Genomic DNA, 16,011 nt, shown 5'->3' with positions numbered 1-16,011 from the left:
CTCGCAGATGATCGGGACGCGGAGGGCTCAGTTCTTCTTGACTGCGCCATAGACTATCAGCAGGACCACCGCGCCGATCACCGCGCCGATGAAACCGGCGCCCTGACCTGCCTGGTAGATGCCCAGCGCCTGGCCGCCATAAGTTGCGGCGATGGCGCCGCCGATGCCGATCAGGATGGTCATGATCCAGCCCATGCTGTCGTCGCCCGGCTTGAGGAAGCGTGCAATCAGGCCAACGATAAGGCCGATGAAGATGGTGCCGATAATGCCCATGAGTAGTTCTCCGAATAGGTAAGTGCGCCGGGGCTGAGAAACACCATAGCATTAGGCTATCGGATTGGTGGACGCCGCGGAGGTTCCGTGAAAAGTCTCTGGCGCCGGCAGCTGCCCGCGCCAGAGACGCCTTCAGGCCTTGTTGATCAGCGCCTCGACGGCCGCGATCTGCTGGTCCAGGGTGGCGCGATCGGCGCAACGCAGGGTGGCGTGGCCGACCTTGCGCCCGACCTTGAAGGCCTTGCCGTAGTGGTGCAGGTGGCAATCATCGATGGCGATGACCTCGGCCACCGGCGGCACTTCGCCGATGAAGTTGAGCATGGCGCTCTCGCCGACCTTGGCGGTCGAGCCCAGCGGCAGGCCGGCAACGGCGCGCAAGTGGTTCTCGAACTGGCTGCACTCGCTGCCTTCGATGGTCCAGTGCCCGGAGTTGTGCACGCGCGGGGCGATCTCGTTGGCCTTGAGACCGCCGTCGACCTCGAAGAACTCGAAGGCCATCACGCCAACGTAGTTGAGCTTGTTCAGCACGCGGCCGACGTAGTCCTCGGCCAGGGCCTGCAGCGGATGGTCCGTGCTGGCGATGGACAGGGCGAGGATGCCGCTGTCGTGGCGGTTGTGCACCAGCGGGTAGAAGCGTGTCTCGCCGTCACGGCCGCGCACGGCGACCAGCGAGACTTCGCCGCTGAAGGGCACGAAGCCTTCGAGGATGCAGGCCACGCTGCCCAGTTCGGCAAAGGCGCCAACCACGTCTGCGGGCTGGCGCAGGACCTTCTGGCCCTTGCCGTCGTAGCCCAGGGTGCGGGTCTTGAGCACGGCCGGCAGGCCAATGCTGACGGCCGCGGCGTCGAGATCGGCCTGCGAGTGGATGTCGGCGAACGCCGGCGTGGGGATGCCGAGCTCCTTGAACATCGATTTCTCGAACCAGCGATCGCGAGCGATGCGCAAGGACTCGGCGCAGGGGTAGACCGGCACGAACTGGGAGAGGAAGGCCACGGTCTCGGCCGGGACGCTCTCGAACTCGAAGGTCACCAGGTCGACCTCGTCGGCCAGCTGACGCAGGTGATCCTGATCGCCGTAGTCGGCGCGGATATGCTCGCCAAGCGCCTGGGCACAGGCATCCGGTGCCGGATCGAGAAAGGCGAAGTTCATCCCCAGCGGAGTGCCCGCCAGGGCCAGCATACGACCCAGTTGGCCGCCACCGATTACACCGATTTTCATGCTTCTACCTCTTCAAATGCCGCAAGCGCCTGCGCGGTTCACAACCCATGGGTGCGGGCGTGCCCGCTGACCTGACGAGGAATGCCTAGCCGGCAATCACGCCTGACGCGGGTCCGGATTATCCAGCACGGTGTCGGTCTGCTCCTGGCGGAACTGCTTGAGCGCCGCGTGGAACTGCGGGTGCTGGTGACCGAGGATGCTCGCCGCCAGCAAGGCCGCGTTGATCGCGCCGGCCTTGCCGATGGCCAGGGTGGCAACCGGAATGCCAGCCGGCATCTGCACGATCGACAGCAGCGAATCGACGCCCGAGAGCATCGCCGACTGCACCGGCACGCCGAGCACCGGCAGGTGGGTCTTGGCCGCACACATGCCCGGCAGGTGAGCGGCGCCACCGGCACCGGCGATGATCACCTGGATGCCACGGCTGTCGGCCTCGTCGGCGTACTGGAACAGCAGGTCCGGAGTGCGGTGGGCAGACACCACTTTGACTTCATAGGGGATGCCCAGCTTGTCCAGCATCTCGGCGGTGTGGCTAAGGGTGGACCAATCGGACTTGGAGCCCATGATCACGCCAACCAGTGCGCTCATCGTCGTGCCTCTTCATCGGGCGCCTCACGGCGCGTCAAAAACCAACAAGCCACGCAGAGGGCGTGGCTTGTCATGTTCGGGTCAAACCCGCGCGCAGGCGGGTTTTGAGGCGGCGCAGTATAGCGTAACGACACAAAGAGCGCCCCCCCTGCATGACCGTCCGTCAGCCGGGGCCGGTGCGATGGGCTGGGACCTTTGTCTCTGTAGCGAGAGACCGCAAAACGTGCCGCCCGCCCTCGCGCGCCAGCGTCCTCCTCGCCGTCATCAGCCATCGCGAAAAAAGCTGACGCCCCCTATCGACGAACGGCCCCTCGACGCCACCAGCGCGGCGGTGCCGTCGACTAACCTGATACCTGCGTGCAGTTGTTTATCCCGGTAGTCGACTCGTTCAGGGGGCCAACCTTTCCTCATAGAAATAGAGGCATCTGCAATGAAAACGATAACGACCCCCAGATGGACGCTGGTCGGTTTGCTGACGCTGGCCCTGCTGGCGCCCAACTGGGCCACCGCGCAGGTCGCGTTCAGCCGCATCGTGGTGTTCGGCACCAGCCTGTCCGACCCCGGCAACGCCTTCGCCCTGATCCACCGTCAATCGACGCCACCCTACGCCAACCTCGACGCGCTGCTGGTGCCGGACGCGCCCTATGCCAGTGGCGGCCATCACTTCAGCAACGGCGCTACCTGGATCGAGCAGTTCGCCCGGCCCCTGGGCCTGACCGCCAGCGTGCGCCCGGCCTTCGTCGGGACAAGCGACGGCGCCAGCAACTATGCGGTGGGCGGCGCCCGGGCACGCGAGGACGGGATCAACGCCAACCTGTCGCTGCAGGTCGGCAGCTTCCTGTTCGACGCCGGCGGCGTGGCGCCGGCCGATGCACTCTACGTGCTGGAGATGGGCAGCAACGACGTCCGCGATGCCCTGGTGGCGGGGCCCGGCGGCGGCGCCATCCTCGCCGATGCGCTGGCGGCCATCGGCGCCAACCTCGATGCCCTGTACGCGGCCGGCGCCCGCCACTTTCTGGTGGTCAACTCGCCCGACATCGCCCTGACCCCCGCCGTGCGCACCCTCGACCTGCTCAACCCCGGCACCTCGGCCGCGGCGGCGTTCCTCTCGCAGTCGTTCAACGCCGGCCTGGAGGCCCTGCTGACGGTCCTGGACGGCGCGCCCGGAATCACCATCGCCCGCCTCGACCTGTACCAGACGGTCAGCGCGCTGGTAACCGATCCGGCGGCCTATGGCCTGAGCCAGGTGGACAGCGCCTGCCTCACCCCCGGGCTGCCGCCCTTTACCTGCCGGACGGCCGACGACTACCTGTTCTGGGACGGCATCCACCCGACCGCCGTGGTGCACGCGATCTTCGCCCAGGACACGGCCTTCGCCCTGACCCCATAGCGGCGCCGAGATAGCCGGGATCTGTGAGGGTAGAAAAGGCCCCGCCGTTTTCCACCCGACATGCCCGCGAGCAATCGCGGCGCCAGCCGCCCCGCGCTTGTAGGTTGGGCCAGTCTTGGCTTGCCCAGCGGGGCGGTACATCGACCCTGCCACACAGCCGCTGCAGCGTTCGGCTTTGCGAATGCGCATAAGCCGACTCAAAAGGGGACACCCCAAAGCCGGTCAGCACCCAGCTACTTTTCTGCACTGGCCGCACGGTCGGGTTTCGGCCCCTCGGCGAGTTGGGTCGTCTTTGCCCCGCATCGGCGTCAGCTGCAAAGAACAAGTAACCACGCAGACATCACACTCGGCCCTGGCTGCGCCGGGGCTCCCGAGCACCGGCATCAACGCCTGCGCATCACCCATGATCGAGTCGGCTCAGCATCTGCCGCGCGACAACCTGAACCGAGTATCAGGCACAGACCGCCCCCCTGTTTCGGCAACAACCCCAAACAACAGTCAATTTTTCCCATGAGCCGCAGATAACGCCGGCCAAATCCAATCCGCCCCTCCTCGCGGTATGCTTCTTGCTGTATTTCATCGCCCAAACCCTGCGGATGCCCCCGATGCTGCATGCCCACCTGACCACCCTGCACGTGGTCTCGCTGATCCTCGAGCTGTTCGCCGATCAGCCCGACGCCACCGAGGCCCTGCTCGCCGGCAGCGGCATCCAGGCTGGCGACCTGGCGAGCGGCGAACAGCGCATCACCCGCACCCAGGAATTGCAGGTGTGCGCCAATGCCCTGGCCCGCCGCGCCGACCTCGGCCTGGAGCTGGGCCGGCGCCTGCATGTGTCGTCCTACGGCCTGCTCGGTTACGCCGCGCTGTCGAGTGCCACCTTTGGTGACGCCTGGCGCCTGCTGCTGCAGTACCCGGCCCTGCTCGGCACCTACTTCAAGCTGGACCTGACGGTCGAGGGCGAGCTGGCCTGGGTCGGCGCCGCCGAGTACCACCACGAGCCGGCGCTGGAGCGCTTCAACGTGGAGATGTGCCTGGCCTCGCTCAAGCTGATCTGCGACGAACTGCTCGGCCAGCCCTTGCCATTGGCCGCGGCGCAGTTCCGCCATCCCCGGCCGGCCTATGTCGAGCGCTACACCAGCAGCTTTGCCTGCCCGTTGCAGTTCGACGCCACGCGCAATGCCTTCGCCTTCCCCGCCGAGTGGCTGCAACGGCAGCTGCCGCTGGCCGACCCGGTCACCCACCAGGAAATGCTCGCCCGCTGCCGCAAGCAGAACAGCGAGTTCACCACCCGCCAGGCCTGGCTGCAGCGCGTACGCGCCGAGCTGACCAGCCACCTGGCCGAGCCGCCGGGGCTGGAGGCCCTGGCCCAGCAGATGCACTGCTCGCCACGCACCCTGCGGCGCCACCTTCAGGCGCTCGGCACCCACTACCAGGAACTGCTCGACGAGCTGCGCTTCGAACGCGCCAAGGCCCTGCTCGGCCAGGAGGACTGGCCGATCTGCCGGATTGCCGAGGAGCTGGGCTTCAGCGAAAGCGCCAGTTTCCGTCATGCCTTCCAGCGCTGGAGCGGGGTGGCGCCGAGCCATTTTCGCGGCTGACCAGGCGCTGTGGCCGGCACATTTGGCCACTTCGATCCCCTATTGGCCGTTTCCAGCGTTTTCCCAACCGCCAGCACGGCGAACAATGACTCCCACAACAAGACGCCTGGGAGCCACCTGCACATGCTGACCTACTACAGCGACGATCATCACCTGCACCATGGCAGCTGCGAGCTGATCGACGGCAAGCTGATGCCTTGCTTCGAGAAGCCGCAACGCGCCGATCACATCCTCGCCCGGGTCAAGGATCGCCAGCTCGGCGAGGTCCGCGCCCCCAAAGACTTCGGTCGCGCGCCGCTGCAGCGCATCCACTCGGCGGCCTACCTGGACTTCTTCGAGGGCGCCTGGGCACGCTGGCAGGCCCAGGGCGGCAAGGGCGACCTGCTGCCCTACACCTGGCCGGCGCGCACCCTGCGTGAGCAACTGCCGACCAGCCTGCACGGCCAGCTCGGCTACTACAGCTTCGACGCCGGCGCGCCGATCACCGCCGGCACCTGGCAGGCCGCCTACAGCGCCGCCCAGGTGGCGCTGAGTGCCCAGGCCGAGATCACCGCCGGCGCCCACAGCGCCTTCGCCCTGTGCCGGCCGCCAGGCCACCACGCCGCCAGCGAAGTGATGGGCGGCTACTGCTACCTGAACAACGCCGCCATCGCCGCCCAGGCCTTCCTCGACCAGGGCCGCGCCAAGGTGGCGATCCTCGACGTCGACTACCACCACGGCAACGGCACCCAGTCGATCTTCTACGAGCGCGGCGACGTGCTGGTCACCTCGATCCACGGCGACCCGGCGGCGGAGTTCCCGTTCTTCCTCGGCTACGCCGATGAAATCGGCGAAGGCGCCGGCGAGGGCTGCAACCACAACTACCCGCTGCCGGCCGGCAGCGACTGGGCCGCCTGGAGCGCGGCGCTGGAGCAGGCCTGCCGGCGCATCGCCGAGTCCGGCGCCGAGGTGCTGGTGGTGTCGCTGGGGGTGGATACCTTCAAGGACGATCCGATCTCCCAGTTCAAGCTCGACAGCCCGGACTACCTGCGCATGGGCCAGCGCATCGCCGCCCTCGGCCTGCCGACCCTGTTCGTCATGGAAGGCGGCTACGCGGTGGAGGCCATCGGGGTCAACGCGGTGAACGTGCTGGAGGGCTTCGAGGGCGCTTGAGCCCTGTTCGACGATGCGCTTCGTAGGGTGGACGATGCTCTTTTCGTCCACCGGATCCCCCCAGGTGGATGGATAAAACGTCATCCGCCCTTTGCCAACCCCGCACTCCCGAGCGCGGCGGCGGTATTACAACAAGACTGGAGTGACCCTGATGAACAGACTCACCCGCACCCTGACCGCCAGCCTCTGCGCCGGCGCCCTGCTCGGCGGCTTCGGCCAGGCCCAGGCGCAAACCGCTGACCAGCCACGCCAGCTGCGCGTATTCAACTGGGCCGACTACATGCTGCCCTCGGTGCCCAAGGAGTTCCAGGCCAAGAGCGGCATCCAGCTGACCTGGGACGTCTTCGACACCAACGAGGCGCTGGAAGCCAAACTGCTTACCGGCAACTCTGGCTACGACCTGGTGGTGCCGACCAACACCTTCCTCGACACCGAGATCAAGGCCGGGGTGTTCCAGAAACTGGACAAGAGCCAGCTACCCAACTGGAAGCACCTCGACCCCGGCCTGCTGCAGCTGATGACCGCCAACGACCCGGGCAATGAGCATGCGGTGCCCTACATGTACGGCACCGTGCTGATCGGCTTCAACCCGGAGAAGGTCAAAGCCGCGCTCGGCGCCGACGCCCCGGTGAACAGCTGGGACCTGATCTTCAAGGAAGAGAACGCCGCCAAGCTGGCGCAGTGCGGGGTGACCATGCTCGACTCGCCGGGCGAGATCCTGCCCATCGCCCTGCATTACCTCGGTCTGGACCCGAGCAGCACTAAGCGCGAGGACTACGACAAGGCCACCGAGCTGCTGCTGAAGATCCGCCCGCACGTGCGCTACTTCCACTCGGCCAAGTACATGAACGACATCGCCAACGGCAACATCTGCGTGGCCATTGGCTATTCCGGCAGCTTCTACCAGTTCGCCAACCGGGCCAAGGAAGCCGGCAACGGCGTGGTGGTCGACTGGCGCCTGCCCAAGGAGGGCGCACCGCTGTGGTTCGACTCCTTCGCCATCCCGGCCAGTTCCAAGAACGTCGAGGAGGCCCACGAGTTTCTCGACAACCTGCTCGACCCCGAGGTGGTCGCACCGATCAGCGATTTCCTCGGCTACCCGAGCCCGAACCAGGACGCCATGGCGCTGGTCAGCGCCGAGATCCGCGACAACCCTGACCTGACCCCGACCGCCGAGGCGCAGAAGACCCTGTATGTGCTCAAGCCGCTGCCGCATAAGGTCGAACGCCTGCGCACCCGCGCCTGGACCCGGATCAAGTCCGGTACCTGATCCGCCGCTGATCCTGGGCGGGCCTGTCCCGCCCCTGCACTTCCTTCCTCGCTCACGTCACGCCGCCAACCCACAGGGCTGGCGCGCTGAGTGGCGCCTGAAAAACAACAAAAGGAATCCCGCTCTTGCCACCTATCCGTCAATTCGCCCTGATCGGCCTGCTCCTCAGCCCACTGAGCCCGGCACAGGCCATCGAACTCAACGATCAGCTGGACCTCAGCCTGAATCTCACCGCGCTGACCGACTACCGCTCGCGCGGCCAGTCACAGACCCTCGGCGACCCGGCCTTGCAGGCCTCGGCCACCCTGGCCCACAGCAACGGTCTGTACCTGGGGGCCTGGACCTCCAACGTCGATTTCGGCTTCGACTACAAGACCCGCCAAGAAGTCGACTACTACGCCGGTTACTACTGGCAGGCCAGCGATGACGTCAGCCTGGATATCGGCCACATCCGCTACACCTATCCGCGGGAAGGCATGTTCAACTTCGGCGAAACCTACGGCATCCTCAGCGCCTATGGGGCTAAGCTGGGCGTGCAATACGCCAATGACTATGCCGGCGACCAGAGCTATCTGTGGAGCTACCTGGGCTATGCCTACGCATTGCCGGGCGATATCGGCCTGAACCTGCACTACGGCCAGGTCGACTACAAGGACCCGGTGCTGCTCGACGACAATGGCAACAGCCGTTCGCACTACAACGAATGGGAAGTCAAACTGGACCGCGCGCTGATCGGGCTGAACTGGAGCCTGAGCTACGTCGACACCGACATGAGCGATGCCGAGTGCCTGAATTACCTGGGCTACGATGATGTCTGCAGCGCCACTCTGGTGCTGGGTGTCAGCAAGGACTTCTGATCAGAATCGCTACCGCCACTCACCCTGCAGGCTGCGCGGCACCCGCCTCCAGCTTGCGCCACAACAGCCTGACCGCCGCCTTGCGCACCAGGGCGCAGCGGTACAGGCGGATTTCCAGCGGCACCTGCCACTGTTCGTTGCCGCACACCGCCAACTCGCCGCGGGTCAGTTCGGCGGTGACCGACAGGCGCGGCACCCAGGCCACGCCCATGCCCTGCAGGGCCATGCTTTTAAGGCTGTCGGCCATCGCCGTCTCGTACACCGTGGTCGAGCGCAATACGCGCTGGCGCAGCAGCAGGTTGACCGAGCGGCCGAGGAAGGCGCCGGCGGTGTAGGCCAGCAGCGGCACGCTCTGCCCGCTGTCCAGGTCGAACAGCGGCTGGCCGTCCTCGCCCACCGCACACACCGGCAGCATCTCGGTGTGCCCCAGGTGCAGCGAGGGGAAGATCTCCGGATCCATCTGCAAGGAAGCGTCCGGGTCGTAGTAGGCGAGGATCAGGTCACAGGCACCTTCGCGCAGCGAATGCACCGCCTCGCCGACGTTGGTCGCCACCAGCCGCGTCTGCAGCGGCAGGCCTTCGTGGCGCAGGCGGGAGATCCACGCGGGAAAGAAGCCCAGGGTCAGCGAATGCGCGGCGACTATCTGCAGCACCTCGCCCTGCTTGCCCCCGAGGTTATGCAGGTGACGCACCACCTCGCCCAACTGCTCGACCAGGCTGCGCGCGGTGACCAGAAACAGCTGGCCGGCCTCGGTCAGTTCGATCGGGGTGCAGGCGCGGTTGACCAGGGTCAGGCCGAGCATCTGCTCCAGCGCCTTGATCCGCCGGCTGAAGGCCGGCTGGGTGACGAAGCGTTTCTGCGCGGCCTGGGAAAAGCTGCGGGTGGCGGCCAGGGCGACGAAGTCTTCCAGCCATTTGGTTTCCAGGTTCATAAGGCATCCATCTGGTGGCTTGAATGTAGGGCGAACCGCAGGGCGCACTCAGGAGCGTAGCGAACAGTCCGCCCCCCTTGCCGGCTCACCCCACGCTCGCAGTCGCACCGACTCCGGCGTACTGCTGCGCGAGTACGCCCCACGGTGGCGCAACGTGGCGTAACCCACCCTAGGTTTACGCTCGCCGACAATTCGGCGTCACATCGGCATTATGCCGATTATGCATACCCTAGCGCTTAACAGCATTGGCCGCCGCTGCGTCTAAGCCCTTACCCTGCAAGGCATCGCGGCCCTCGCCGTATCTTTCCGAGAAAACTCCATCATGTCCGCTGCTGCATCATTCCGCATCGAAAAAGACCTGCTCGGCACCCTCGAAGTCCCTGCCGAGGCCTATTACGGCATCCAGACCCTGCGCGCAGTGAATAACTTTCGCCTGTCCGGCGTGCCGCTGGCGCACTTCCCCAAGTTCGTCACCGCGCTGGCCATGGTCAAGCAGGCCGCCGCCGATGCCAACCGCGAACTGGGCCACCTCAGCGCGGCCAAGCACGCGGCGATCAGCGAAGCCTGCGCACGTATCATCCGCGGCGATTTCCATGAAGAGTTCGTGGTCGACATGATCCAGGGTGGCGCTGGCACCTCGACCAACATGAATGCCAACGAGGTGATCGCCAATATCGCCCTGGAGGCCATGGGTCACGCCAAGGGCGAGTACAAGTACCTGCACCCGAACAATGACGTGAACATGGCGCAGTCGACCAACGACGCCTACCCGACCGCCATCCGCCTCGGCCTGCTGCTCGGCCACGACACCCTGCTGGCCAGCCTCGACAGCCTGATCGGCGCCTTCGCCGCCAAGGGCGAAGAATTCGCCCACGTGCTGAAGATGGGCCGCACCCAGCTGCAGGACGCCGTGCCGATGACCCTCGGCCAGGAGTTCCGCGCCTTCTCCAACACCCTCGGCGAAGACCTGGCGCGCCTGCGCAGCCTGGCGCCGGAATTGCTCACCGAGGTCAACCTGGGCGGCACCGCGATCGGTACCGGGATCAACGCCGACCCGCGCTACCAGCAGCTGGCGGTCGACCGCCTGGCCGCGATCAGCGGCCAACCGCTGGTGCCGGCCGCCGACCTGATCGAAGCGACCTCGGACATGGGCGCCTTCGTGCTGTTCTCCGGCATGCTCAAGCGTACCGCGGTCAAGCTGTCGAAGATCTGCAACGACCTGCGCCTGCTCTCCAGCGGCCCGCGCACCGGCATCAACGAAATCAACCTGCCGGCGCGCCAGCCGGGCAGTTCGATCATGCCCGGCAAGGTCAACCCGGTGATCCCCGAGGCGGTCAACCAGGTGGCCTTCGCCATCATCGGCAACGACCTGGCCCTGACCATCGCCGCCGAGGGCGGCCAGCTGCAGCTCAACGTCATGGAGCCGCTGATCGCCTACAAGATCTTCGACTCGATCCGCCTGCTGCAGCGCGCCATGGACATGCTGCGCGAGCACTGCATCAACGGCATCAGCGCCAACGAGGCGCATTGCCGCGCGCTGATGGAGAACTCCATCGGCCTGATCACCGCGCTCAACCCCTACATCGGCTACGAGAACGCCACCCGCATCGCCAAGCTGGCGCTGGAAAGCGGCCGCGGCGTGCTGGAACTGGTGCGCGAAGAAAACCTGCTGGATGACGCCACCCTGGCCGACATCCTGCGGCCCGAGAACATGATCGCGCCGCGCCTGGTGCCGCTCAAGGCCTGACTCCGCCTCCCCGAGCAATACCCGCACAAGGCCGTGTGGGACGCCTGCACCCAACCGGCGCAGGCGTACAGCCGGACGGAGCCGGCAGCCAACGCGCCGCTATCACGCGGCGCGGGCTTACCAAAAAAGTAACCACACAGGGTGACACCATGAAACAGCTCAACCTCAGCCGTCTCTCACCGCCACGCCTCGGGCCATCCCTGATGCGCTAACGCCCGTCCTAGCCCGCCCAGTCCAGTCGAGTCCGCGTCCATACCGCCGCGCGCCAGGGTCCGCCCCTGACGCGACGCGGTGTTCTGTGTCGGCACACTCAGCCGGAAACGACTGCGCAGGGCGGGCCATGCGGGCTGCGGACCACCCGTTGTCTTCCGTCAGCGTCGCCCCCTTGGGCGGCGCTGCGGCGCCATCCTCGCTCGACCCCGACAACTACAAGAAAAGGTGAGACACACCATGCTGGACCTACTCAACGACCTTATCTGGAGCAAGCTGCTGATCGTTATGCTGATCGGCCTTGGTCTGTACTTCACCGTGGCCTCGCGCTTCGTCCAGTTCCGCTATTTCGGCAGCATGTTCCGCATCTTCTCCGAGGCCTTCCAGCACCAGCCGGGCCAGCTCAGCTCGTTCCAGGCGCTGATGCTCAGCGTCGCCGGCCGCGTTGGCGCCGGTAACATCGCCGGGGTTTCCGTGGCCATCATGCTCGGCGGCCCAGGCGCGATCTTCTGGATGTGGATGGTCGCCCTGGTCGGTATGGCCACCAGCTACTTCGAATGCTCCCTGGCCCAGCTGTACAAGCGCCGCGAGCCCGATGGCGGCTACCGCGGCGGCCCGGCGTTCTACATCGAGCACGGCCTCGGCCAGCGCTGGCTGGGCATTGTCGTCTCGCTGCTGTTGCTGGTGACCTTCGGCTTCGGCTTCAATGCCGTGCAGTCCTACACCGTGGCCAGCTCGCTGCACGACACCTTCGGCCTGCCCACCTACCTCAGCGGCATCGCCCTGGTGGTGGTGATCGGCCTGATCATCTTCGGCGGCATCAAGCGCATCGCCAAGATCGCCGACGTGCTGGTGCCAACCATGGCCTTCGCCTACATCGCCATGGCGCTGTATGTCATCGGCAGCAATATCGACGCGATTCCGGCCACCCTGAGCCTGATCTTCAACAGCGCCTTCGGCCTCGAGCCGGCCTTCGCCGGCGGTATCGGCGCGGCCATCCTCATGGGCGTCAAGCGCGGCCTGTTCTCCAACGAGGCCGGTCTGGGTAGCGCGCCCAACGTCGCCGCCGTGGCCGAGGTCAAGCACCCGGTCGCCCAGGGCATCGTGCAGTCGCTCAGCGTGTTCATCGACACCATCATCCTGTGCAGCTGCACCGCGCTGATCATCCTGCTGTCGGGCGTCTATCAGCCGGGCATGGAAGTGTCCGGCGTGATCCTGACCCAGACCGCCATGGCCAGTGTGGTCGGCGAGTGGGGCCGGGTGTTCATCAGCATCGCCCTGCTGCTGTTCGTCTTCACCACCCTGATCTACAACTACTACCTCGGCGAGAACGCCCTGGGCTTCTTCACCAGCAAGCGCTGGCCGGTACAGGTCTACCGCGTGCTGGTGGTCGGCCTGATACTCTGGGGTTCGATGCAGGACCTGGGTACGGTGTTCGCCTTCGCCGACGTCACCATGGGCCTGCTGGCCATCGCCAACCTCGTCGCCCTGGCCCTGCTGTTCAAGGTCGGCCTACGGCTGATGCGCGACTACGACAGCCAGATCAAGGCCGGCATCGAGTCGCCGGTGCTCGATCCCAAGCAGTTCGCCGACCTGGATCTCGATCCAGACGTCTGGCCGGAGGCGAGCCCGCCGCTGGTGGTGCCGGACATCGGCGGCCGCGTACCGGCCAACGCCCTGCAACAGCGCTGAACCCCTGCCGCCCGGACCCTGTTCCGGGCGGTTTTCGTTGGGTCATGGGTGTCTGCGCGGCCTGAGGGCTGGCGCGGGCGCCTGCACTACCCAGGAGTGATCGACTATGCGCCGTTATTCCCCGTTCTGGCTGCTGCTCGGCCTGTTATTCAGCACCCTCGCCCAGGCCGAACTGCCACGCGACTACCGAGTCGTGTTGCTGACCGAGAACTTCCCGCCGTTCAACATGGCGGTGAACAACAAGAATTTCGCCCGCGATGCGAATATCCAGGGCATCAGCGCCGATATCGTGCGCGAGATGTTCAAGCGCGCCGGCATCGACTACAACCTGACCCTGCGCTTCCCCTGGGACCGCATCTACCAGCAGACAATGAACACGCCCAATCACGGCCTGTTCTCCACCTCGATGAGCGAGGCGCGGCGACCGCTGTTCAAGTGGGTCGGGCCGATCGCCGAGTACCAGAGTGTGCTGGTCGGCCTGCAGGGCGGCCCGCGCCTGGACAACCTGGAGCAGGCCAAGGCCTACCGCATCGGCGCCTACCAGAGCGCGGCGGTCAGCCAGTACCTGGAGCGCCAGGGCTTCACCCCGCAGAACGCCCTGCGCGACCAGGCCAACATCCGCAAGCTGCAGGGCGGGCAGATCGACTTCTGGGCCACCTCCGATCCGGTCTGGCGCCACTACGCCAAGGAACAGGGCGCCAGCGGCTTCAGCACCGCACTGAGCTTCGAGACCTCGCAGCTGTACCTGGCGCTGAACAAGGACATTCCGGACGAAGTGGTCGAGCGCCTGCAGGCGGCCCTGGAGCAGATGCGCCTTGAAGGCTACGGCACCTGCGCGAAGAACCCGGAGCTGTGCTGACCTGAGGCGCTATACCCCCCACGCCTTGCGCAATGCCCGCAGGGCCTCGTCGATGCGCGCCTCGGGCACTGCGGCGAAGCCCAGCACCAGGCCGGCGCGCCGATCCGCCGGCACTGCGCTGTCCGCCAGCCAGTAGTCGCTGAGGCCATTCAGCTCCACCCCCACGGCGGCGGCAGAGGTGATCAGTTGGCGTTCGCGCGCCAGGCTGTCGACCCGCACGCACAGGTGCAGGCCGGCCTCCACCGCCGGCGGCGGCGCGCAACCGGGTATGGGCTGCGGCCAGCCGGCCAGCAGGGCATCGCGACGACTGCGCGCGGCGCCGCGCATGCGCCGGATATGCCGCTGGAAGTGCCCGGCGGCGATGAACGCGGCCATCACCGCCTGGCTGCCGATCTCCGAGTGACGGATGTCCAGGGCGCGGCGCTGGGCGAAAGCCTCGACCAAGGCCGGTGGCAGCACCAGGTAGCCCAGGCGCAGCGCCGGAAAGGCGATCTTGCCGAAGGTGCCGACATAGAGCACCCGGCCCTGGCGGTCGAGGGCGGCCAGCGGTGCCAGTGGCGTGCCGCTGTAGCGGTACTCGCCGTCGTAGTCGTCCTCGATTATCCAGCCGTCGTGGCGCTCGGCCCAGTTCAGCAATTCCAGGCGCCGCGCCAGCGACAGGGTCACCCCGGTGGGGTACTGGTGCGAGGGCGTGACATAGGCCAGACGGCAGCGCCCCGCCCGCTCCAGCGCGGCGGTGTCCAGCCCCTCGCCATCCACTGGAATGCCCACCAGCTGTGCGCCGGCCACCGCGAGGGCATGGCCGGCGGCGCGGTAGCCGGGGTTCTCGACCGCCACCCGGTCGCCCGGCTCGATCAGCAGCTGGGCACACAGGCTGATGGCCTGCTGGGCGCCGCAGGTGACCAGGATCTGCGCCGGATCGCAGTGCAGGCCGCGGCTGTTGCGCAGGTAGGCGGCGATCAGCTCGCGCAGCTGCGCGTCGCCGGCCGGGTCGCCATAGCCCAGGCGCGCCGCCGATGACTTGCGCCAGAAGCGCGCACTGAGCCGCGCCCAGGTCTCGAAGGGAAACAGGTCGAAGGCCGGTACGCCGACCCGGAAGGCCCGTGGCGCCCCCTCCAGCGGCGGGTTCAGGTGATGGGCGGCGAGCCGCTGCAGGGCCGCACTGGATGGCACTGCGGCAGCGGCCGCAGGTGGCGCGCGCACCACCGTGGCCAGCTCGGCGACATAGGTGCCGGCACCGACGCGGCCCTCGACATAGCCCTCGGCATACAGCTGGTCGAGGGCGCGGGTCACGGTATTGCGCGAGATGCCCAGCAGACCGGCGAGCTCGCGGCTGGCCGGCAGGCGGGTGCCGCTGGCCAGGCGGCCGTCGAGGATGCGCTCGCGCAGGGCTTGGTATAGCTGGCGCGCCAGCCCCAGCAACGGGTCGAGGCGAATGCCGGACAGGTCAACGGACAGCGGCGCAGGCAATGGCATGGATTGGCCCTATCAAAGTCGCGGTAAGTGGATCTTACAACAGACCAATATCCTGCCTAGCATGGCCCTGACCCGCCAAGCCCCGTTTCGGAGAAGCCGCCATGTATTCGCCCACCGCCTTTCGCCAGGACGACCTCGCGACGCTGCACCGGCAGATCAGCGCCTGCCGCCTGGCCACAGTCGTCAGCCAGGGCCCGGAGGGCCTGCAGGCCAGCCACCTGCCGCTGCTGCTAGAACCCGCTGAAGGCGAATTCGGCACCCTCTACGGTCACTTCGCCCGGGCCAATCCGCACTGGCGGGCACTGGCCGACGGCGGCGAGGTGCTGGCGATCTTCAGCGGTCCGGACGCCTACGTCAGCCCCAGTTGGTACCTGGCCAAGGCCGAGCACGGCAAGGTGGTGCCGACCTGGAACTACATTGCCGTGCATGCCCATGGCCAGGCCGAGGTATTCGACGACGCCGAGCGTCTGCTGGCGCTGGTCAGCCGCCTGAGCGAGCGCCACGAGGCCGGCCGCGCCCAGCCCTGGGCGGTCAGCGAGGCGCCGCGTGACTATATCGACGGCATGCTCCGCGCCATCGTCGGCTTCGCCCTGCCGATCCAGCGTCTCGAGGGCAAATGGAAGCTCGGCCAGAACCGCAGCGCCGCCGATCAGAGCGGCGTGCGCGCGGGCCTGAATGCCAGCCTTGACGCGCGCGACCGCGAGCTGGCTGCGCGCATCAACAGCCCAGAGTAAGCCAACGCAGGGAAGA

At 66.8% G+C, this 16,011-nt stretch carries 14 protein-coding genes; 9 read left to right on the top strand and 5 right to left on the bottom strand.

The window, feature by feature from the left end; all coding sequences use genetic code 11:
* Positions 1 to 27 precede the first annotated feature (27 nt).
* The 3 genes from PH586_RS10950 to purE all read right to left on the bottom strand — a co-directional run bounded on the left by PH586_RS10950 (position 28) and on the right by purE (position 2,079).
* Positions 28 to 273 carry a GlsB/YeaQ/YmgE family stress response membrane protein gene (locus tag PH586_RS10950; protein ID WP_271347795.1) on the bottom strand — a complete coding sequence of 82 codons (246 nt, stop codon included), beginning with the start codon at positions 271 to 273 and terminating at the stop codon, positions 28 to 30.
* Between the two features lie 132 nt (positions 274 to 405).
* Positions 406 to 1,491: a 5-(carboxyamino)imidazole ribonucleotide synthase gene (locus tag PH586_RS10945; protein ID WP_271347794.1), complete on the bottom strand. Its 1,086-nt coding sequence runs from the start codon at positions 1,489 to 1,491 to the stop codon at positions 406 to 408.
* A gap of 96 nt (positions 1,492 to 1,587) precedes the next feature.
* Positions 1,588 to 2,079: a 5-(carboxyamino)imidazole ribonucleotide mutase gene (gene purE / locus PH586_RS10940; protein WP_271347793.1), complete on the bottom strand. Its 492-nt coding sequence runs from the start codon at positions 2,077 to 2,079 to the stop codon at positions 1,588 to 1,590.
* A gap of 430 nt (positions 2,080 to 2,509) precedes the next feature.
* Between purE and PH586_RS10935 the strand changes: the two genes are divergently transcribed.
* The 5 genes from PH586_RS10935 to PH586_RS10915 all read left to right on the top strand — a co-directional run bounded on the left by PH586_RS10935 (position 2,510) and on the right by PH586_RS10915 (position 8,346).
* Positions 2,510 to 3,469: an SGNH/GDSL hydrolase family protein gene (locus PH586_RS10935; protein ID WP_271347792.1), complete on the top strand. Its 960-nt coding sequence runs from the start codon at positions 2,510 to 2,512 to the stop codon at positions 3,467 to 3,469.
* A gap of 605 nt (positions 3,470 to 4,074) precedes the next feature.
* Complete coding sequence (locus tag PH586_RS10930) at positions 4,075 to 5,067, top strand: AraC family transcriptional regulator (protein WP_271347791.1); 993 nt, start codon at positions 4,075 to 4,077, stop codon at positions 5,065 to 5,067.
* A gap of 123 nt (positions 5,068 to 5,190) precedes the next feature.
* Positions 5,191 to 6,219: a histone deacetylase family protein gene (locus tag PH586_RS10925; RefSeq protein ID WP_271347790.1), complete on the top strand. Its 1,029-nt coding sequence runs from the start codon at positions 5,191 to 5,193 to the stop codon at positions 6,217 to 6,219.
* A gap of 151 nt (positions 6,220 to 6,370) precedes the next feature.
* Complete coding sequence (locus PH586_RS10920) at positions 6,371 to 7,489, top strand: polyamine ABC transporter substrate-binding protein (RefSeq protein ID WP_271347789.1); 1,119 nt, start codon at positions 6,371 to 6,373, stop codon at positions 7,487 to 7,489.
* Between the two features lie 125 nt (positions 7,490 to 7,614).
* Entirely contained in the window at positions 7,615 to 8,346 is a 732-nt protein-coding gene (locus PH586_RS10915; RefSeq protein ID WP_333908324.1) for a TorF family putative porin, read from the top strand.
* A 19-nt stretch (positions 8,347 to 8,365) separates the two neighbouring features.
* Here the strand turns inward: PH586_RS10915 and PH586_RS10910 are convergent, their stop codons facing one another.
* Positions 8,366 to 9,277, bottom strand: a complete 912-nt coding sequence (locus PH586_RS10910; RefSeq protein ID WP_271347788.1) for a LysR substrate-binding domain-containing protein — start codon at positions 9,275 to 9,277, stop codon at positions 8,366 to 8,368.
* A gap of 322 nt (positions 9,278 to 9,599) precedes the next feature.
* Here PH586_RS10910 and PH586_RS10905 point away from each other — a divergent pair, with 322 nt between their 5' ends.
* The 3 genes from PH586_RS10905 to PH586_RS10895 all read left to right on the top strand — a co-directional run bounded on the left by PH586_RS10905 (position 9,600) and on the right by PH586_RS10895 (position 13,785).
* Positions 9,600 to 11,024, top strand: coding sequence for an aspartate ammonia-lyase (locus tag PH586_RS10905; protein WP_271347787.1), 1,425 nt, complete (start codon positions 9,600 to 9,602; stop codon positions 11,022 to 11,024).
* Positions 11,025 to 11,474: 450 nt separating this feature from the next.
* A complete protein-coding gene (locus PH586_RS10900) occupies positions 11,475 to 12,926 on the top strand; it encodes an alanine/glycine:cation symporter family protein (protein ID WP_271347786.1) in 1,452 nt (483 codons plus the stop codon).
* Between the two features lie 106 nt (positions 12,927 to 13,032).
* Complete coding sequence (locus tag PH586_RS10895; RefSeq protein WP_271347785.1) at positions 13,033 to 13,785, top strand: substrate-binding periplasmic protein; 753 nt, start codon at positions 13,033 to 13,035, stop codon at positions 13,783 to 13,785.
* Positions 13,786 to 13,794: 9 nt separating this feature from the next.
* On the opposite strand, the gene pdxR is transcribed toward PH586_RS10895, so the two are convergent.
* Positions 13,795 to 15,261: a MocR-like pyridoxine biosynthesis transcription factor PdxR gene (pdxR, locus tag PH586_RS10890; protein WP_271347784.1), complete on the bottom strand. Its 1,467-nt coding sequence runs from the start codon at positions 15,259 to 15,261 to the stop codon at positions 13,795 to 13,797.
* A gap of 101 nt (positions 15,262 to 15,362) precedes the next feature.
* Between pdxR and PH586_RS10885 the strand changes: the two genes are divergently transcribed.
* Positions 15,363 to 15,995 carry an FMN-binding negative transcriptional regulator gene (locus PH586_RS10885; RefSeq protein WP_271347783.1) on the top strand — a complete coding sequence of 211 codons (633 nt, stop codon included), beginning with the start codon at positions 15,363 to 15,365 and terminating at the stop codon, positions 15,993 to 15,995.
* Positions 15,996 to 16,011: the final 16 nt, after the last annotated feature.

The sequence above is a fragment of the Pseudomonas aestuarii genome, from assembly GCF_027988105.1.
In the GTDB taxonomy this organism is placed as follows: domain Bacteria; phylum Pseudomonadota; class Gammaproteobacteria; order Pseudomonadales; family Pseudomonadaceae; genus Aquipseudomonas; species Aquipseudomonas aestuarii.
The sequence above is the reverse complement of the archived record's forward strand: the minus strand, read 5'-3'. Positions and strand labels throughout refer to the sequence as shown.